Source organism: Sphingomonas sp. (assembly GCF_031380695.1).
Classification (GTDB): Bacteria; Pseudomonadota; Alphaproteobacteria; order Sphingomonadales; family Sphingomonadaceae; genus Sphingomicrobium.
The window spans coordinates 1-19,286 of the sequence record NZ_JANMWY010000336.1; the positions used below are offsets into that span (position 1 = coordinate 1).

Below are 19,286 nucleotides of genomic sequence, written 5' to 3' on the forward strand. Positions count from 1 at the left end.
AGACATTGTTCGAGAAGGTCGCGGCATAGGTCGATGCGCTGACACCCATCAGCATCGCCTTGCTGAACCCGCCGACGAATAGCGGCGCGACGCTGCCGGCCGAGGTGAAGGCCATCGTATAGCCCCAGCAGCACCACAACAGGGCGGTCACCGAGACGATCATGAAGACCTGCATCAGCACGCTGAGCATGTTCTTGGTGCGGACGAGGCCGCCGTAGAACAGCGCCAGCGCCGGCACCGACATCATCAGCACGAGGGCCGACGAAACCAGCATCCAGGCGGTGTCGCCCTTGTTGACCATGGTCGCCTGGGCCGCGACGTCTGGCGCCTTGACCATTGCCGCCTGCGCAAACGCCGGGCCAGCCGTAAATGCGCCGATCGTCGCCGCTGCGAAAGTCTGTCGCCAAGCACGCTTCATCGAATCCCCCGTCTTTGTGTGCAGTGCAGCAAGAAGGATGCGGACGGCCTTCGTCAATGGATGCAGCGCCGAAACGCTGGTGAATTGTTGACCTTCCCTTCGCACGCCAGCAAAGGCGGCGATGATGACTGCCATGTCGCTTTCCCCCGAACGCCGTTCGATGATCTTCTGGACCGGTTGCGCGATGATCGCCGTCGGCGTGCTGTTGCATGTGCCGATGCTGGCCGAGGCGCGGGCGATGGGCAATCGGCTGGTCGGCATGCCCGCCGACGCGCCGATGATCGGCGGCATGGTGCTGATATTGCTTGGCGCGCCACTGGCCTTCTTCGGGGCGCTGGCCGGCAAGCGGGTCCATGTCGGCGAGGATGCCGTGCGCTTCGAAGCGCAACCGAACACGCCGATCGGCGCGGCGCAGATCGTCGTACTGCTGGTGCTGGTCATCGGCCTGGTGATCGACGTTATGAAGCCGGCGACGCTCGGCTTCGTACTGCCCGGGCTTGCGCGCGAATATGGCATTTCTAAAGCGACTGCCGCGCTGCTGCCATTCTGCGCGCTGACCGGAACGACGGTCGGATCGTTCGTGTGGGGCTGGCTGGCGGACGCCTATGGCCGGCGCACCTCGATCATCCTGTCGACCATCTTGTTCGTCTCGACCTCGATCTGCGGAGCGATGCCGGCCTTCTGGCTGAACCTCGTCATGTGCTTCCTCATGGGCGCGTCGGCCGGAGGGATGCTGCCAGTCGTCTATACCTTGCTTGCCGAGATCATGCCGCCGCGCCACCGCTCGTGGGTATTGGTGCTGGTCGGCGGCAGCGGGCTGGTCGGCGGCTATCTCGCCGCCAGCGCCGCGGCACATGCGTTCGAGCCCAGCTACGGCTGGCGAAGCCTGTGGCTGCAGGGGTTCCCCAGTGGCCTGCTGTTGCTCGCGCTGTCTCGGTTCATTCCCGAAAGTCCCGGCTTCCTCCTCGCCCAGGGCGACGTCGAAGGGCTGGCCCGGCTTGAGCGGCGGCTCGGAATTGTCGAGGTAAAGCCCGACATGTCGGTCGCTCATGTAGCGCCACCGCGCGGGCAACTAACCGCCGCATTGGTGGTCGCCGCAGTGGCGTGGAGCTTCATCAATTTCGGGCTGCTGCTATGGCTGCCGGCCGACCTGCAGCAACGCGGCTTCGATTCGGCGGCGGCGAGCGGCGTGCTGGCCAAGTCGTCGCTGATCGCGTTGCCAACCATCGCTCTGACCGCCTGGCTGTACAGCCAGTGGAGCACGCGCTGGACGCTCGTCGCGATGCTGGCGGTCATGCTGGCCGGGCTACTCGGTACGCTGCTCCCGCCGCCGGTGCTTGCCCGCCAGCCGATCCTGATGACGGTGATCGCGCTGCTCATCATCGGCACCAACGGACTCATTGCCGTGCTTCTGCCCTATGCCGCGGAGATCACACCGCTCGCTCGGCGCGGCAGCGGTACCGGGCTCATCGCGGGCAGCAGCAAGGTCGGCGGGGTAGCGGTGCAGGGCTTCGCGCTGGCGGGGCTTATCCCGACACTGGGCGGCGCCGCGATCGGCCTGATCGCGCCGACCATCGCCGCCATGGCGCTGATGGCCTGGGCAGGACGCGAGACCCACGGAACGACGCTCGCCGCGCTCGAAACGGGCTGACCGAGCGCACTATTCATTTTCCGCGACGGGGAAACCAACGCACGATGCTTCGTTGCGAGGAACAGGCCCGGCCCCTGTGCCTGGCGCGGTTCACTCGCTAGGATATAGCGGCACCATGCCCATTGCGATCTCGACCCTTGTTCGACCGATCATCCTGTCCGGGGGATCGGGTACGCGGCTGTGGCCGCTGTCGACTCCGGCGCGGCCCAAGCAGTTTCTGCCGCTGGTTGGCGAGCGCTCGCTGCTCGGTGAGACGTTCGCCAGGCTGTCCGACCCCGCGCTATTCTCCGCCCCGACGGTGATTTGCGGGGCGGGCCATGTCGAGCAAGTGCAGGTCATCGCTGCCTCGCTCGGCCTATCATCTCCGCGCATCGTCGCCGAACCGTGCGCGCGCAACACGGCGGCGGCGGTGGCGCTCGCCGCACTGACTGCCACCGATCCCGACGAGTTGCTGCTGATCCTGCCGAGCGACCATCATATCGAGCGGCCCGACTTGTTCCGCGCGACCGTTGCCGAGGCGCTCGCCGCCGCGGAGGCCGGGATGATCGTCACCTTCGGAATGAAACCGACACGGGCCGAGACCGGCTTCGGCTACATCGAGACTGGCGCGGTCGCGATCGGCACGGTGCGCCATGTCGCACGCTTCATCGAGAAGCCCGATGCCGAGCGCGCCACGGCGATGATCGACGATGGCCGCTTCCTATGGAACGGCGGCATGTTCTTCGCCCGCGCGTCAACGCTGGTCGAGGCGTTCGAGCAGCACAGTCCCGACGTCATCGCCGCCGTCCGCGCCTCGATCGACGATCCTGCCGCGCTGCTCGTCACTCCGGGCGCCGATCGGTTCGCCGCGACGCCGGCGATCGCCTTCGATCATGCGGTGATGGAAAAACACGACCGCACGGGCGTCATCCCGTCCGATTTCGGCTGGTCGGACGTCGGTAGCTGGACGGCGACCTACGAGCGCTCGGTGCAAGACGGCGGCGGCAACGCGGTCGAGCCCGGCTCGGCAGTGATCGACGGCAGCGGCAATTTGTTGCGCTCGAGCGGCCCGCGAATCATCACCTTCGGCGTCGACCGGCTGATGATCCTCGCGACCAACGAGGTCGTTTTGGTCGCGCCGCTCGACGATGCACAGCGGGTGCGCGAGGCCTACGAACGATACCGCGAACTCACCAGCGATACTTAATCCTCGGGTGCGATTGTCGCGCGCAGGCCGTCGAGCGCCGCCGTCACCGGGATCTGGCACGACAGGCGGCTGTTCGGCTGACGCCCGTCACTGCTGTCGAGCAGGTCGTTCTCGTCCTCGCTAATCGCCGGCAGCCGGTCGGAGAATTCCTCGTCGACATAGACATGGCAGGTCGCGCAGCTGAGGCAGCCGCCGCACAGCGCGAGGAGCTCGTCGAACCCTGCGTCGCGGATATTCTCCATCAGGCTCTGCCCGTCGGTGGCCTCGATGCTGCGCTCGTCGCCGGAGCGATTGGTAATGGTGATGCTGGTCATGCGCGCCCCTTGGCGCATCCGGCGTCGGTCTGCAATATATCGGTACGGCGCTGGCCTCCCGCGTGGGCAGGCGATAGGGCGCGGGCCATGCGCATCGGCTTCCTGTTCAATCATGACCAGTTGCACCAGGTCGCGCACAGCCTGCCGATCGCGCTTCGCCTGGCCGAGATGGGCACCGGCGCGGAGATCATTCTCGCAGTGACTAACAAGTGGTTGCGCGCCGAGGTGGAGCGGGTGGCGGGCGACGCGATCGGGCTTGGCGTGACGCTGGTCTCGCTCGATCTGACGCGCCGCCGGTCGCGACTGGCGGAGCGCCTAGTCGGTGGAGTGCTGCCCGCGCGCAAATGGTTTGTGCTCCAGGACAATCTCGACTTCTTCCGCTCACTCGATGTGCTCGTCGTCACCGAAAAGACCTCGCTTGCGCTGAAACGGCGCTTCGGGCTCGACCGGCTGAAAATCGTCCACACCCGCCACGGTGCTGGCGATCGCGCGGTCGGGTTCGACAAGTCCAGCGCCGGGTTCGACCTGGTGCTGGTCTCCGGCCCCAAAATCGGCGAACGGCTGGTCGCCGAGGCGGGGGTCGATCCGGCGCGCATCGCCCAGGTCGGCTATCCCAAGTTCGATCTCCATCGCGATACGATGGCAGACATTTCGCGCGACCGGCCGATCGTCCTCTACAACCCCCACCCCTCGCCGCACCTGTCGTCCTGGTACCGATTCGGGCCGGCGATCATGGACTGGTTCGTCGCGCATCCCGACTATCGCCTGATCTTCGCGCCCCACGTCATGCTGTTCGAACGGCCGCTGGCGGTCTCGATCGACCGGTTGCGCGCGGCGCGCCCGGGCCCGATCGAGCAGCGCTGGCGCGATGCTCAGAATATCCTGATCGACACCGGCAGCCGCGCGTCGACCACCATGGCCTACACCAACGCCGCCGACATCTACCTTGGCGACGCCAGCAGCCAGGTCTATGAATTTCTCCTCCGGCCGCGCCCATGCGCGTTCGTCGATGCCCACCATACGATCTGGCGCGGCGATCCGAACTACGCCCATTGGCAGGCGGGCCCGGTGATCGAGGACATCGGGCATCTGGGCCACGCCCTGCGCCTCGCCCGCGACGGCTTTGAACTTAGGTATCGCCCGGTTCAGGAACGACTGTTCGCCCACAGCTTCGACTTGACCGACGAGCCCTCCGCGACCCGCGGGGCGCGGGCGATTGCCGAGTTCGCCCGGGGCTGACTTGCATCCACTGCGGCTGATCACGACTTAGAGCGACGTGCCCCCTGCCTCCGCCCCACTCTCGGTCCTTGACCTCGCCCCGATCGCCGAGGGCAGCGACGCCACGCGGGCGCTGGGCAATTCCCGCGATCTGGCGGCCCACGCCGACGGACTGGGTTACACCCGCTACTGGATGGCCGAACATCATTCGATGCCGGGTATTGCCAGCGCCGCGACGTCGGTCGCGCTGGCCTATGTCGGCGCGTGCACCTCGACGATTCGCCTCGGCGCAGGCGGGATCATGCTGCCCAACCACAGTCCGCTGCAGATCGCCGAGCAGTTCGGAACGCTGGCCGCACTTTATCCGGGGCGGGTCGACCTCGGACTCGGCCGCGCGCCGGGCACCGACCAGGCGGCGGCCCATGCGATGCGCCGCAACTTCACCGCCGACGTCAATCAGTTCCCGCGCGATGTCGTTGAGTTAATGGACTATTTCCATCCCGCCAAGCCGCGCCGGGTGCGCGCGATCCCCGGTGAAGGGCTCGACGTGCCAGAGTGGATCTTGGGCTCCAGCACCTTCGGCGCGCAGCTGGCGGCAATGCTCGGCCTGCCGTTCGCCTTCGCCTCGCACTTCGCGCCGCAGATGATGATGGAGGCGATCGCCATCTATCGCGGCGAATTTCGCCCGAGCGCGCGCCAGGCCACTCCGCACGTCATGCTCGGCTTCAACGTGTTCGCGGCCGACAGCGATGCCGAGGGCGAGCTGCTCGCGACCTCGATGCAGCAAGCGGTGGTCGCGCTGCGCTCGGGCAATCCGGGGCAGCTCAAGCCGCCGCTGGCCGGTTATCGCGACACGCTAGGCTGGAACGAGCGGACGATGATCGAGGGCTTCCTCGCCGCATCTGCAATCGGTGGGCCGGCTCGCGTTGCCGAGCAGGCCGCAGCGTTTGTGGCGCGCACCGGAGCGGATGAACTGATGGTCACGTCGCAGATATTCGACCACGATGCGCGCAAACGCTCTTACACGCGGCTCGCCGAGGCGACGGGCCTTCGTCACGCCGCGACCAGGGAAACCGCCGCCGTCGCCTGAAACTATCGCCCCAGCCAGTTTGGGATCCCGTTTACCAATTTTTGGTTGCGTCTGACTAACCACTTCTCCATCTTGTCAGGGTCGCGATTGCCACGATTCGCGGCAAGGTGACTCATGCCATGAGCGCCGTCCGCCAAGGTTGGCCACTTAGATGGAAGTTGAGTCGATGCACGGATATCCGCCAGCCCAGGGCCTATACGACCCCGCCTTCGAGCGGGACGCGTGCGGCATGGGCTTTGTATCCCATGTCAAGGGATTGCGGTCGCATTCGATCATCACCGACGGCCTCATGATCCTCGAAAGCCTGGTCCATCGCGGCGGTGTTGCGGCCGATCCCGAGGTGGGTGACGGCGCCGGCGTGCTGATCCAGGTGCCCGACGCGCTGATCCGCGCCTGGGCCGGCGACAAGGGCCTCAACCTGCCCCCCGCGGGCGATTATGCGGTCGCGATGTGCTTCCTGCCGCGCGACGAGGCGGCGGCAGCGGTGGCAATGGACCGGCTCGAGCATTTCGTCCAGATCGAGGGCCAGCGCATCGTCGGTTGGCGCGACGTGCCGGTCGACGACCGCCGCATCGGCGTGTCGGCGCGCGAAACCCAGCCGACGCTGCGCCAGGCGATCATCGCGCGCGGGCCCAACACCCACGACCAGGATCAGTTCGAGCGCAAGCTGCTGGCGATCCGCAAGCAGACCCAGAACCCGCTCGCCGACCTTGCGAGCAAGCGCGCCCAGCCCGCGCTGGCCGATTTCTACATCGCCTCGATGTCGAGCCGGACATTGGTCTACAAGGGCATGTTGCAGCCCCGGCAGCTCGCCACCTTCTACAAGGATCTGTCGGACCCGCTGGCGGTGTCGGCGCTCGCGCTGGTCCACCAGCGTTTCTCGACCAACACCTTCCCGTCGTGGCGGCTGGCGCATCCCTACCGGCTGCTCGCTCACAATGGCGAGATCAACACGCTGCGCGGCAACGTCAACTGGATGAATGCGCGCCGCCGCACGCTCGAATCGCCGCTGCTCGGCGCCGATCTCGACAAGATGTGGCCGATCATCCCGCACGGCCAGTCGGACACCGCCTGCCTCGACAACGCGCTTGAGCTGCTGATCGCCGGCGGCTATTCGCTCGCCCATGCGATGATGCTGCTGATCCCAGAGGCGTGGGCCGGCAACGACGCGATGGATCCGGCGCGGCGCGCGTTCTATGAATATCATGCCGCGCTGATGGAGCCGTGGGACGGGCCGGCGGCGGTCGCCTTCACCGACGGACGCCAGATCGGCGCGACGCTCGACCGCAACGGGCTTCGCCCGGCGCGCTATTTCGTGACCGACGACGACCGCGTCGTAATGGCGTCGGAAATGGGCGTGCTGCCGATTCCCGACGAGCGGATCGTCAAGAAGCATCGCCTGCAACCCGGGCGGATGCTGCTGATCGACCTCGAGCAGGGCCGGATCATCGAGGATGAGGAGCTCAAGGCCGACCTTGCCGCGGCCAAGCCTTACGGCGAATGGCTCAAGCAGACGCAATACAAGCTGGAGGACCTTCCCGCCGGTGCCGACGCGCCGCAGGAGACTGCGCCCGATGCGCTGCGCCAGACGCAAAAACTGTTCGGCTACACCGACGAGGATCTCAAATATTTCCTCGCGCCGATGGCCCGCGACGGTGACGATCCGCTCGGGTCGATGGGCACCGATACGGCGCTGGCGGTGCTCAGCGATCGGCCGCGGATGCTGTACGATTATTTCAAGCAGAACTTCGCCCAGGTGACCAACCCGCCGATCGACCCAATCCGCGAGAGCCTCGTCATGTCACTCGTCTCGATGGTCGGTCCGCGCCCGAACCTGCTCGGTCTCGAAGCCGGCAACCACAAAAGGCTCGAAGTCGCCCAACCGATCCTGACCAATGCCGAGCTGGAAAAAATCCGCTCGATCGAGGACAGCCTCGATGGCGCGTTCAGCACGGTCACGCTCGACGCCACCTGGCCGGCGAGCGGTGGCACGATGGCGCTCGACGCGGCGCTGCAGCGGCTGTGCTGGGAAGCGACCGAGGCGGTGCTGGCCGACGCCAATCTGGTCATCATCTCCGACCGCGCGGCATCGGCTGATCGCATCCCGATCCCGGCCGCGCTGGCGACCGGCGCGATCCATCATCAGCTGATCCGCCAAGGGCTGCGGATGCAGGCGGGCCTGGTCGTCGAGACCGGCGAAGCGCGCGAAGTGCATCATTTCTGCGTGCTGGCAGGCTATGGCGCCGAGGCGATCAACCCGTGGCTGGCGTTTGACACGATCGCGGCGCTCGACGGCGGCGAAAAAGGCCAGGAGAAATACATCAAGGCCGTCGGTAAGGGCATCATGAAGGTGATGTCGAAGATGGGGATCTCGACCTTCCAATCCTATTGCGGCGCGCAAATTTTCGACGCGATCGGCATTTCGCAATCGGTCGTCGACCGCTATTTCACCGGGACCAAATCGGTGATCGACGGGATCGATCTCGAAACGCTGGCCGAGGAATGCGTGCGGCGTCACGCCTTCGCCTGCGCCGCCGACGAAGCGCTCGACATCGGTGGCTATTATGCCCAGCGCGAGGGCGGCGAGGCCCATGCCTGGACGCTGACCAGTATCGCCAATCTGCAGCACGCCGTGCGCGGCAATATCCCGGCGAAATTCCGTGCCTTCTCGGCCGAGATCGACGCCGGCGACACGCGCCTGCCGACGATCCGCTCGCTGCTGGCGATGAAGCCCGCGGGTGCGGCGATCGACGTTGCTCAGGTCGAACCGGCCACCGCCATCGTCAAGCGTTTCGCCACCGGGGCGATGAGTTTCGGATCGATCAGCCGCGAGGCGCATACAACACTCGCCAAGGCGATGAACCGCATCGGCGGCCGCTCCAACACCGGCGAGGGCGGCGAGGAGCCCGACCGCGCCCACCCGCTGGCCAACGGCGACAGCGAACGTTCGGCGATCAAGCAGGTCGCGTCGGGGCGGTTCGGCGTCACCGCCGACTATCTTGTCTCGGCCGACGAGCTCCAGATCAAGATCGCCCAGGGCGCCAAGCCCGGTGAGGGTGGGCAATTGCCCGGCCACAAGGTCGATGTCGCCATTGCCACCGTGCGCCATTCGACCCCCGGGGTCGGTCTGATCTCGCCCCCGCCGCACCATGACATCTACTCGATCGAGGATCTCGCCCAGCTGATTCACGATCTGCGCTCGGTCAATCCGACGGCGCGGATTTCGGTCAAGCTGGTGTCCGAAGCGGGCGTCGGCACGGTTGCGGCGGGCGTCGCCAAGTGCCGCTCCGACCATGTCACCATCTCGGGCTATGAAGGGGGCACCGGCGCGTCGCCGCTGACCTCGCTGACCCATGCCGGGCTGCCGTGGGAAGTCGGCCTGGCCGAGACCCACCAGACACTGCTCCTCAACGGCCTGCGCGACCGGATGGTGGTGCAGGCCGATGGCGGCCTGCGCACCGGGCGCGACGTGCTGATCGCTGCCATGCTCGGCGCCGATGAATTTGGCTTCGCCACTGCACCGCTGATCGCGGCGGGCTGCATCATGATGCGCAAGTGCCATCTCAACACCTGCCCGGTCGGCATCGCCACGCAGGATCCGGTGCTGCGCGCGCGCTTCACCGGCACACCTGAACATGTCGTCAACTACCTCTTCTTCGTCGCCGAAGAAGTCCGCGAGTTGCTCGCCTCGCTCGGCCTCAAAACCCTCGGCGATGCGGTCGGACGGAGCGATTTGCTCAGCCAGTCGCTGGCCGGCGAAGGCCATTGGAAGGCGAGCGGGATCGACGTCGCCAAGCTGCTCCATCGTCCCGATGCGCCCGCCCCGATCGGCAAGCATGTCGGCCACGCCTCGCCGATGCGGGTCGACGAGCAGATCATCGCCGCGCTCGACCAGCCGCTGCCGATCAAGCTCGACCTCAGTATCGGCAACGACGACCGCTCGGTCGGCGGCCGCGTGTCGGGCGATCTCGTCCGCAAGATGGGCACCGAGCGCATGCCCGACGGCGGCCTCGACGTGATCCTGCGTGGATCGGCCGGCCAGAGCCTTGGCGCCTTCCTCATTGCCGGGATCACGCTCGACGTCATCGGCGACGCCAACGACTATGCCGGCAAGGGCCTGTCCGGCGGTCGCATCATCGTCCGCCAGCCCGACAGCGCCCCGCGTGTGAGCAGTGACAACATCATCGTCGGCAACACCTGCCTCTACGGCGCGACCGGCGGCGAAGCCTATTTCGGCGGAATGGCCGGCGAGCGCTTTGCTGTGCGCAATTCGGGCGCGACTGCGGTGGTCGAGGGAATCGGCGACCATGGCTGTGAGTATATGACGGGCGGCACGGTCGTCGTGCTTGGCCGCATCGGGCGCAATTTCGCGGCTGGCATGTCGGGCGGCATTGCCCTGGTCCACGACCCGCGCGGCGAACTGAAGGTCAAGTGCAACATGACCAGCGTGACGCTCGACCCGGTCGAGGATCCGGCGGCACTGAAGGCGCTGATCGAGCAGCATGCCGCGCGCACCGGCAGCGTCCGGGCGTGCGAATTGCTCGACCATTGGGACAGGACGCTGGGCGAGTTCACGCTCGTCATGCCGACCGATTACCGCCGCGCGCTCCAAGCGCAGGCGCAGGCAATGCAGGACCTTGCGGCATGACCGACCCAACCGGCTTCCTCACCATCGACCGCCATGATCGGACGACGCGCCCAATCGCCGAGCGGGTGCGCGATTATCGCGAATATGTCCTCCCGCTGCGGACCGACGAGGTCGAAATCCAGGCCACGCGCTGCATGGATTGCGGCGTGCCCTTTTGTCACACCGCCTGCCCGGTCGGCAATTTCATCCCCGACTGGAACGGGCTGGTCAGCGACCGGCATTGGCAGGCGGCGTGCGACCGGCTGCACCGCACCAATAATTTCCCTGAATTCACCGGCCGCGTCTGCCCCGCGCCGTGCGAAGCGGCGTGCACGCTCAACATTGATGACGCGGCGGTGACGATCAAGACGATCGAATGCGCCATCGTCGACAAGGGGTGGGAGCAGGGCTGGATCAAGCCGATGCTGGCGCCGCGCGGGTCGGGCAAGCGCATCGCCGTCGTCGGATCGGGTCCGGCCGGCCTCGCCTGTGCTCAGCAGCTGGCGCGAATGGGCCATGCACCGACGGTGTTCGAAAAGAGCGACCGTCTCGGTGGGCTTCTGCGCTACGGCATCCCCGACTTCAAGATGGACCGCGCATTGATCGACCGGCGCATCGTGCAGATGGAAGCCGAGGGCGTCATCTTCCGCACCAACATGGAGATCGGCGGGGTGCTCAGCGTCGAGCGGGTGCTCGACGATTATCATGTCATGGTTCTGGCCGGGGGCGCGGAGTGGCCGCGCGATCTCGACATTCCGCAGCGCGCCGCCGGCAACATCCACTTTGCGATGGATTTCCTGACCCAGCAGAACCGCCGCGTCGCCGGCCTGCCGGTCGAGGGCGAGGAAATCAGCGCTCACGGCAAGCATGTCGTCGTCATCGGCGGCGGCGATACCGGGTCGGACTGCATTGGCACGTCAAATCGACAAGGCGCGGCGTCGGTCACCCAGCTCGAGATCATGCCTGAGCCGCCGGTGCGCGAGAACAAGGCGCTGGTGTGGCCGCACTGGCCGCTCAAGTTGCGCACTTCGACGTCGCAGGAAGAGGGCGTCGAACGGCTATTCTCGACCGCGACTCGCGAGGCATTGCTCGAAGGCGGGACGGTGCGCGAACTCGTATGCGAACGCGATGGCGAGCAGGTCACCATCCCGGCCGACCTCGTCCTGCTGGCGATGGGCTTTCTCGGTTCTCCATCCGACGGTGTGGTCGGCAAGGCCGGCGCGGAAATCGACCGTAACAGCTACGCTACCTCGCGCCCCGGCGTGTTCGCGTGCGGGGATATGCGGCGCGGCCAGTCGCTGGTCGTGTGGGCAATCCGCGAGGGGCGCGAATGCGCCAAGCAAATCGACCGCCATTTTGCGGTGAATATTTGACTGTCATTTCTGTGACATATCCGCAACGGGATCCCACTTTCCCGATTGTGCACCGCAACAAATCCCCGCATGACGGTCAGACCGACAGGAGGAACTCGCCAGACTAGAAGCGCGGGATCCCGGCGGCAGGAGAAGGACAACCTTTTTCGGGGGATTATAATGAGCAACCATCAACGCGCGAGCGGCGGCCGAGCCAACATTCCGTATCGGTTGAGCTTTATGCGGTGCTGCTTTAACGTCGCCGGTGCCGCAATCCTGGCATCTTTGTCCACAGGCGCACTTGCGCAGGATAGTTTGCCGCCAAAGGAAGCGACCGCTCCGACGCCGGCAGCCGTTGCGACTCAGATAACTACGCCTGCAATGGCCGGTCCGCTTACCGGAAATGCCAAGCCTGGAAAGCTGGACGCAGGTCCTTTTGGCGAAGTCTACGTTACAGGTGTCGCAAGCGGCTTAGGCTTGACACAGGATCATGTTGTTCCCGGCGACAAACATTCCCGGATCGATATCAGCAACGGACAGATCTTCATTCAAAAGATCGATGGTCCCATTCAATTCTTTATTCAGGCTGGCGTATATTCGCTTCCCGCGCTTGGCGCGGGTTATGTGAAGGCGAAGGATGTTACACCCCTAACCTACGACTACATTCCGCAAGCGTTTGTGAAGCTCGTGCCATCCGACCATTTCAATATTTTGATCGGCAAGCTGCCAACGCTTCAAGGCAACGAGTATACGTTCACGTTCGAGAATATGAATATCAATCGGGGACTCCTGTGGAACCAGGAGAATGCCGTCAACCGTGGCATTCAGGCGAACTTTTCGCGAGGCAAGCTTAGCGTGTCTGTATCGCTAAACGATGGTTATTATTCGGCTAAGTATAACTGGTTGTCGGGCTTGGTCAGCTATGCGGCGACGCCTCGCGATACGATTGTTTTCGTCGCAGCGGCTAACCTCGGCACGACGCGCAAATCCAGCTTCGCGACGCCGCTCCTTCAAAATAATGGTGAACTTTACAACATCATTTACACGCACAGCGAAGGGGCGCTGACCATTTCACCTTACCTCCAGCTGACTCGCGTCCACCGTAAGGAATCGCTGGGAATTGATCGCAGTGCAGGTACATTTGGCGCCGCTGTGTTGGTCAAATATACGCTTACCCCTCAGTTTGCGATGGCAGCGCGCGCCGAGTACATCAGGTCAAGGGGCGGCCGGAATAGCGGTCGGCCAAACCTCCTGTATGGTCTAGGAAGCAAGGCTTATTCCCTGACTCTCACGCCGACCTACCAGCACGGTATCTTTTTTGCCCGCGCCGAACTCGCCTATGTCCACGTGACGAACTCGACCGTGGGATTCGCCTTCGGGCAAGACTTGAGCAAAAAGTCGCAGACCCGTGGCACGCTGGAGGCGGGCTTCCTCTTTTGATGCTTCAGCTTCTGACCTGATGGCTACATCCGGCGCCGCCGCAGGGGCGGTGACGCCGGGTGACCATTCACACGGCCTTGACGATGTCCTTGATCGACACGGCCATATCGGCAAGTCGGCCCAGGTCAACCAACCGCCCCGCTCCGATCAATGTCCGCCCGGCCATGAACTCGCCCGGCATGTTGACCGCTTCGACCGCCAGCACGCGGTTGGCGTCCGACAGGTGCCAGATGGCGAACTTCGCCTCCTCATAGGATCCACGCACGACCAGTCGGTGCGAATCGAACGGGATGCCGGCTATCTGCAGCTTCAGCGCGTATTGATCCGACCAGAACCACGGCACTTCATGCGCCGGCTGCGGCTTGCCCATGATGTCGGCGGCGACGCGGCGGCCCTGCTCGATCGCATTGGGCACGCTTTCCAGCCGGAACATGCGGTCGCCATAAAGTGGCATCGGTCGCCAGCTCATGTCACCGATGGCATAGATGCCGGGGACCGAGGTGCGGGCATTCGCATCGACAACGACGCCGCCCTCCTCGCACGAAATCCCCGCCTCGCGCGCCAGCCCATCGCACAATTGCGCCCCGACCCCGACCAATGCGGCATCGCACGATATGATGCTGCCATCCTCAAGTCGAATGCCGGTAACCCGGTCCGCGCCGACGAAGCTGACGATTCGAACGCCAGTGCGAATATCGACGCCCTGGGCGCGGTGATATTGGTCGAAGAAGGCAGCCAGCGGCTCGCACGCCACGCGCGCGAGGATGCGGTCCTCACGCTCCAGCAGGATCGGTTTCGCACCCAGCGCAATTGCCGACGCTGCGACCTCCAACCCGATATAACCGCCCCCGACGATTGCCAGGGCCGAGCCGGGCACGACCGCCGCCCTGATTGCATCGGCATCGGCCAGATCGCGGAGGTGGAGGATACCGGCGAGCTCCGCACCAGGGATCGGCAGGCGCCGCGCCCGCGAGCCGGTCGCCAGCACCAGCACATCGAACGGCAACACCGCGCCGTCATCGAGCGCTACCGTCCGCGCCTCTCCATCGACATGAGTCACGGTGGTGCCCAGCCGTAGGTCGATATCTACCTTGGCGAAATACTCTGCCGGACGCAGGCGCAGCGATTCGACGGTCGCCTCACCCTTGAGATAGGCTTTCGACAAGGGCGGCCGATGATAAGGCAAATGCGGTTCGTCGCCGATCAGCGTGATCGGCCCACGATGCCCCGCCTGGCGCAGCGCGGTACACAGATTGCCCCCGCCATGCCCCGCGCCGACAATGACCACACGCGCCGTTTCGCTCATTCCAACCGCTCCCCAGATATCGCGATCTGTCTTTGCCGGGTGCAACGACGCGTGCAATCCCCGTCAGGCTGGCGCGAACCCGGTGCGCGTCACGAAATCGCCGAGCCGTTCGCCCGTCTCGCGCCCCGCAGCATAGCGGCCGAGCAGATCCTCCATCACGCCGAGAATGACCGGCTCGCCGACATTTTCCAGCGCCATCTTGTTGAGCCGCTCGCCGTGGAAGCCACCGCCCAGATAGAGGTTATATTTACCCGGCGCGCGCCCGCTCAGCGCAATCTCGGCCACGTAAGGCCGCGAGCAGCCATTGGGACAGCCGCTGATGCGGATGGTGATCGGGTCGTCGGTGAGGCCGTGCTTCGCCAGGATCGGCTCGATCTTGTCCAGCAGCTCGGGCATGTAGCGCTCGGCCTCGGCCATCGCCAGGCCGCAGGTCGGCATCGCGACGCAGGCGATCGAGTTGAGCCTCATGGCGCTACGGGCATTGCTCTCGCTCAAGCCATGCTCAGCCAAAATCGCCTCGATCCGCGCCTTTTCGGACGCAGGCACGTCGGCGATGATGACATTCTGGTTGGGCGTGTAGCGAAAATTGCCGTGATGGATTTTCGCCACTGCGCGCAGCCCGTCGAGCCACTTCTGCTCGCCCCGGTTCCACACCCGCCCGCTCGGCACGAACAGGGTGCAATGATGCGTCCCCCGGTCGGTCTCGCGCCAGCCGAAGCGGTCGCCATTCGACGTGAACGCAAAGGCCCGCGCCGGTTCGAGCGCATGGCCTAGTCGCCGCTCGATCTCCGCCTTGATCCAGTCGAGGCCCTTCGCATCGACCGTATATTTGAAGCGCGCATGGTGGCGGTCGATGCGGCTGCCATAATCGCGCTGGACGCCCATCACCGCCTCGGTTGCGGCGCTGACCTCGGCCTTGGGAATATAGCCGATGGCGTCGGCCAGACGCGGATAGGTAGTATCGTCATTCTCGGTCCGGCCCATGCCGCCGCCAATAGTAACGTTGAACCCCTCCAGCCCGTCCGGCCCGGCGATGGCAATGAAGCCCAGATCCTGGGTGTAGATGTCGATGTCGTTCGACGGCGGGACGGCGAAGCCGATCTTGAACTTCCGCGGCAAATAGGTGCGGCCATAAAAGGGCTCAACCGGCTCCGACTGGGCGACCTTCTGATCATTGTACCAGATCTCGTGATAGGCGCGGGTTTTCGGGATGAACTCGTCGCTGATCCGACCCGAAATCGCCGTGACCTCGGCTTGCACGTCGCTGTCCTCGGCGTCGGACGGCTGCATCACGTTACGATTGACGTCGCCGCACGCCGCGATGCTGTCGAGCAGCGCGTCGTGTAGGCCCTGGATCGTCGGACGGACCTCGTCCTTGACGATCCAGTGGAACTGAAACGTCTGGCGCGTCGTGATGCGGATCTGGTCGTTGCCGTGCATTCGCGCCAGCTCGTCGAGCTTGAGCCATTGCGCCGGCGTTGCATCGCCGCCTGGCAGGCGGACGCGGATCATGAAGCGAAAGTCGGGTTCCAGCTTCTGTCGCCGCCGTTCGTCACGAACATCGCGGTCGTCCTGCTGGTACATCCCGTGCACCTTCATCAGTCGGGTATCGTCGGCCGGCAGCGCGCCGGTGATACGGTCGAGCAGGCCGACTTCGATCGTCCCGCGCAGATAATCGCTGTTCCACTTGATCGTCTCGTCGGGGCCGAGCTTGTCGAGCGGCTGCGACAGGTCGCGGCTGCGGTCGGTCGGCGGTGGTGGGGCGGTAGTCGCCATCAATAGACATCCCGGTGGTAGCGGTGGCTGCGTTGTAGCTCCTTGACATAGTCCTCTGCCCGATCGCGCGCCATGCCGCCGCCGGTCGCCGCGACGGTAATCAGCGCCTCGTGGACGTCGGGCGCCATATATTCGGCATCACCGCAGACATAGAAATGCGCGCCGTCCTCGAGCCAGCCGAACAGTTCGCTCGCGCGCTCGACCATGCGGTGCTGGACATAGACTTTCTCCGCCGTGTCGCGCGAAAAGGCGACGTCCATCCGCGTCAGCAGGCCATGGTCAAGCCACTCCTGCCACTCGACCTGATAGAGAAAGTCGCTGCGAAAATTGCGCTCGCCGAAGAACAGCCAGTTGCGTCCCGCCGCGCCGCGCACCTCGCGCTCCTGCAGGAAGGCGCGGAACGGGGCGACGCCGGTGCCTGGCCCGACCATGATCACCGGCGCATCGTCGGCCGGCAGGCGGAACTGGTCGTTGGCCTGGATATAGACGGGGAGCGTTGCGCCGACGTCGGTGCGGTCGGCGAGATGCGCCGATGCGACGCCGTGGCGGCCCTCGCCATGCAGTTCGTAGCGTACCGGCGACAGGGTGATATGCGCCTCGTCGGGCATGGCAGCGAGGCTCGATGCGAGCGAATAGACCCGTGGCTGGAGTGGACGCAGACCGGCGACGAACGTCGGCGCGTCGATCCCGGGGAGCGGGTGGTTGCGGACGATGTCGACGATGTGATGCCCGCGCAGGAACGCCTGCCGCTCGACCTTGCGTTCGTCGCTGCGCAGCACGTGCAGTGCCTCCGCGCCGGTCAGGTCGGCCCAATGGTCTAGGAAGCGCGGGACGGTGGTCCCGATCTCGTAATGATAGGTCAGCGCATCGCCGAGCGCGACCTGCTCGCCCTTGATCGTAAGCTGCGCATGGGCGGGGAGGCCGGTCGCTTCCAGCAGCGCCTCGACCACCGCCGGGCCATTGTGGGTGACGATGCCGATGCCGTCGCCCGGCTGATAGGTCAGACCGGACTCGGCGATGTCGAGCTCGATGTGGCGAATATCCTTGCTCGAACCGCGCCCGACGATCGACAGATTTTCGACCACGCGGGCGGCGAACGGGTTGCGCTTGTCGTGCGCAGTCGCAGCAGCGAAGAGCGGTTGCGCGGCGACTGTAGCGACGAGTTTCATGTCCGCTGCAAGCATGTCGAGCAACGCCGCGCTCCATGCCGCAGCGGGCTCGTCGTAATCGACGTCGCAATCGACCCGATCGGCGATCCGCGTCGCCGCGAGCTCTTTGAAGCGCCGGTCGAGCCGTTTGCCCGCCTCGCAAAATTGCTCGTAACTCGAATCGCCCAGCGCCAGCACGGCGAAGCGCACACCGGACAGCTTCGCCGCTTTGGGCCCTTCGATAAATTCGAAGAAATCCATTGCCGGTTGCGGCGGGTCGCCCTCGCCGTGGGTGGCGACGACGACGACGACGTCCTGCTCGGCCTTGAGCTGGCGCGGCTTGTAGTGGGCGAGGTCAGCGACCGTCGCGTTCAGTCCGCGCTCGCCCGCCGACGCGGCGAAGGCGCGCGCAATACTCGCGCTATTGCCGGTCTCGCCGCCATGAAGAACCGTCAGCGTGCGCGACGAGGATGTCACGGCTGCCGGTGTCGCCGCGACCCCACCAACGCGCGCGATCCCCGCTTCCAGCCCGGCGAAATAACCGCTCAGCCAGCGGGCTTGTTCGGGGGTCAACGAGCCTGTCAACGCTTCGACATGCTGGCGCTGCTGCGCGTCGAGCGTTTCGCCCAGCAATTGACTCAAATCACCCATTCGTCGGGTCCTTCACTTTCGGCATAGGGCTGGCCTGGCCATTGTTCGCCAACCGGCACGTCGATCGCCATGACGACGTTGATGCCGGCGCGGCTCATCAGGGTCGCGACGGCGCGGATCCGGCGCAGCGCATCCTGAGGAGAGCCATCACGAAATTCGCGCACCGCATCCTCATCGAGGATGAAGCTGGGGTGCCCTGCCTGCTGCAACCGCAACCGCGCCCGCTCGGCGTCGGCGGGATCGGCGAGCCAGTAGATCGTGTCGTCGCTGCGCGTCGCGGACTGGCCCGGGAAGCCGTCGATCATCCCCGCCGCGACCGTTGCCCGGCTGAGCTTGTCGATCAGGATGAACGCGCCGAGCTCATGACTCTGCGCATAAGTCAGCGCGGCGATGGCGCGGTCGAGCGACAGGTCGACATGGCCGATGTCGTTGAGCGCAAGCGGGCGCGCGGCGGCCTGCTTGCCGGTGTCGACGTCGATGATGTGGCCGATGCTGCTGACGCTCGCCGACACCGTCGCAGCGCCCAGCTTCAGCCAATAAGAGCGGCCCGGCACGAACGTCTCCTCCGCCATCCACACCAGATTGGCGGAGACGCGCTTGGCGGTTTCGAGCGGCGCCGAGTCGGCGACGATCACTTCACCGCGCGAGCAATCGACCTCGTCGGCTAGCGTCAGCGTGACCGACTGGCCGTCAACCGCGCGCGTCAGATCGCCATCGAACGTCACGATCCGCTCGACCGTCGAGCGGCGACCCGAGGGCAGGACGCGAACCGCATCACCCGGCCGCACTGTCCCCCCCGCGATCCGCCCGGCATAGCCGCGAAAGCCACTGTCGGGGCGGTTGACCCATTGCACCGGAAGATGAAAATCGGCGGCGCGTGGCTCGGCGCTGCCGACCGGAACCCGTTCGAGATAATCGAGCAATGCTGGCCCGTCATACCATGGCATGGCGGCGCTGTGGCTGGCGATGTTGTCGCCGGTCAGCGCCGACATCGGGATCGCCGTAACCGCGCCAATGCCAATCTCGTCGGCGAAGGCGCGATAATCGGCGACGATGCGCTCGAACACCGTCTGATCATACTCGACCAGATCCATCTTGTTCACTGCCAG

Annotated in this window: 12 protein-coding genes and 1 pseudogene; 7 read left to right on the plus strand and 6 right to left on the minus strand. The window is 65.4% G+C overall.

What is annotated here, in order from left to right; translation table 11 throughout:
* Nucleotides 1-418: pseudogene (locus RMN84_RS12065) on the minus strand (ammonia channel protein); the annotation flags it as partial.
* Nucleotides 419-542: 124 nt separating this feature from the next.
* On the opposite strand from RMN84_RS12065, the gene RMN84_RS12070 reads away from it, so the two are divergent.
* Nucleotides 543-2,069, plus strand: a complete 1,527-nt coding sequence (locus tag RMN84_RS12070; RefSeq protein WP_309612412.1) for an MFS transporter — start codon at nucleotides 543-545, stop codon at nucleotides 2,067-2,069.
* 115 nt (nucleotides 2,070-2,184) lie between these two features.
* Nucleotides 2,185-3,255, plus strand: coding sequence for a sugar phosphate nucleotidyltransferase (locus RMN84_RS12075; RefSeq protein WP_309612413.1), 1,071 nt, complete (start codon nucleotides 2,185-2,187; stop codon nucleotides 3,253-3,255).
* Here RMN84_RS12075 and RMN84_RS12080 read toward each other — a convergent pair.
* Nucleotides 3,252-3,569: a 2Fe-2S iron-sulfur cluster-binding protein gene (locus RMN84_RS12080; RefSeq protein ID WP_309612414.1), complete on the minus strand. Its 318-nt coding sequence runs from the start codon at nucleotides 3,567-3,569 to the stop codon at nucleotides 3,252-3,254. The genes RMN84_RS12075 and RMN84_RS12080 overlap by 4 nt on opposite strands.
* A gap of 87 nt (nucleotides 3,570-3,656) precedes the next feature.
* Here RMN84_RS12080 and RMN84_RS12085 point away from each other — a divergent pair, with 87 nt between their 5' ends.
* The 5 genes from RMN84_RS12085 to RMN84_RS12105 all read left to right on the plus strand — a co-directional run bounded on the left by RMN84_RS12085 (nucleotide 3,657) and on the right by RMN84_RS12105 (nucleotide 13,296).
* Complete coding sequence (locus tag RMN84_RS12085) at nucleotides 3,657-4,808, plus strand: hypothetical protein (RefSeq protein WP_309612415.1); 1,152 nt, start codon at nucleotides 3,657-3,659, stop codon at nucleotides 4,806-4,808.
* A gap of 37 nt (nucleotides 4,809-4,845) precedes the next feature.
* Complete coding sequence (locus RMN84_RS12090) at nucleotides 4,846-5,877, plus strand: LLM class flavin-dependent oxidoreductase (protein WP_309612416.1); 1,032 nt, start codon at nucleotides 4,846-4,848, stop codon at nucleotides 5,875-5,877.
* Nucleotides 5,878-6,028: 151 nt separating this feature from the next.
* A complete protein-coding gene (gene gltB, locus RMN84_RS12095) occupies nucleotides 6,029-10,525 on the plus strand; it encodes a glutamate synthase large subunit (protein WP_309612417.1) in 4,497 nt (1,498 codons plus the stop codon).
* Nucleotides 10,522-11,877 (plus strand): glutamate synthase subunit beta, encoded by a 1,356-nt coding sequence (locus RMN84_RS12100; RefSeq protein WP_309612418.1) that lies wholly within the window; start codon nucleotides 10,522-10,524, stop codon nucleotides 11,875-11,877. The genes gltB and RMN84_RS12100 overlap by 4 nt, the downstream gene beginning before the upstream one ends.
* Before the next feature lie 159 nt (nucleotides 11,878-12,036).
* Entirely contained in the window at nucleotides 12,037-13,296 is a 1,260-nt protein-coding gene (locus RMN84_RS12105; RefSeq protein WP_309612419.1) for an outer membrane beta-barrel protein, read from the plus strand.
* A gap of 67 nt (nucleotides 13,297-13,363) precedes the next feature.
* Here RMN84_RS12105 and RMN84_RS12110 read toward each other — a convergent pair whose 3' ends face one another.
* The 4 genes from RMN84_RS12110 to RMN84_RS12125 form a co-directional block, all read right to left on the minus strand.
* Nucleotides 13,364-14,602 carry an FAD-dependent oxidoreductase gene (locus tag RMN84_RS12110; protein ID WP_309612420.1) on the minus strand — a complete coding sequence of 413 codons (1,239 nt, stop codon included), beginning with the start codon at nucleotides 14,600-14,602 and terminating at the stop codon, nucleotides 13,364-13,366.
* 63 nt (nucleotides 14,603-14,665) lie between these two features.
* On the minus strand, nucleotides 14,666-16,378 hold the full coding sequence (gene cysI / locus RMN84_RS12115; RefSeq protein WP_309612421.1) for an assimilatory sulfite reductase (NADPH) hemoprotein subunit: 1,713 nt from the start codon (nucleotides 16,376-16,378) through the stop codon (nucleotides 14,666-14,668).
* Nucleotides 16,378-18,177 carry an assimilatory sulfite reductase (NADPH) flavoprotein subunit gene (locus RMN84_RS12120; RefSeq protein WP_309612422.1) on the minus strand — a complete coding sequence of 600 codons (1,800 nt, stop codon included), beginning with the start codon at nucleotides 18,175-18,177 and terminating at the stop codon, nucleotides 16,378-16,380. The genes cysI and RMN84_RS12120 overlap by 1 nt, the downstream gene beginning before the upstream one ends.
* The coding region (locus RMN84_RS12125; RefSeq protein ID WP_309612423.1) for an elongation factor 1-alpha C-terminal domain-related protein at nucleotides 18,165-19,286 on the minus strand (1,122 nt) is incomplete at its 5' end. The genes RMN84_RS12125 and RMN84_RS12120, both read right to left, overlap by 13 nt.

Excerpts from the sequence above, each read along its gene's own strand:
- RMN84_RS12070 (WP_309612412.1), top strand. The coding sequence starts at position 543 with ATGACTGCCATGTCGCTTTCCCCCGAACGCCGTTCGATGATCTTCTGG.
- RMN84_RS12075 (WP_309612413.1), top strand. The coding sequence starts at position 2,185 with ATGCCCATTGCGATCTCGACCCTTGTTCGACCGATCATCCTGTCCGGG.
- RMN84_RS12080 (WP_309612414.1), bottom strand. The coding sequence starts at position 3,569 with ATGACCAGCATCACCATTACCAATCGCTCCGGCGACGAGCGCAGCATC.
- RMN84_RS12085 (WP_309612415.1), top strand. The coding sequence starts at position 3,657 with ATGCGCATCGGCTTCCTGTTCAATCATGACCAGTTGCACCAGGTCGCG.
- gltB (WP_309612417.1), top strand. The coding sequence starts at position 6,029 with ATGGAAGTTGAGTCGATGCACGGATATCCGCCAGCCCAGGGCCTATAC.
- RMN84_RS12100 (WP_309612418.1), top strand. The coding sequence starts at position 10,522 with ATGACCGACCCAACCGGCTTCCTCACCATCGACCGCCATGATCGGACG.
- RMN84_RS12105 (WP_309612419.1), top strand. The coding sequence starts at position 12,037 with ATGAGCAACCATCAACGCGCGAGCGGCGGCCGAGCCAACATTCCGTAT.
- RMN84_RS12110 (WP_309612420.1), bottom strand. The coding sequence starts at position 14,602 with ATGAGCGAAACGGCGCGTGTGGTCATTGTCGGCGCGGGGCATGGCGGG.
- cysI (WP_309612421.1), bottom strand. The coding sequence starts at position 16,378 with ATGGCGACTACCGCCCCACCACCGCCGACCGACCGCAGCCGCGACCTG.
- RMN84_RS12120 (WP_309612422.1), bottom strand. The coding sequence starts at position 18,177 with ATGGGTGATTTGAGTCAATTGCTGGGCGAAACGCTCGACGCGCAGCAG.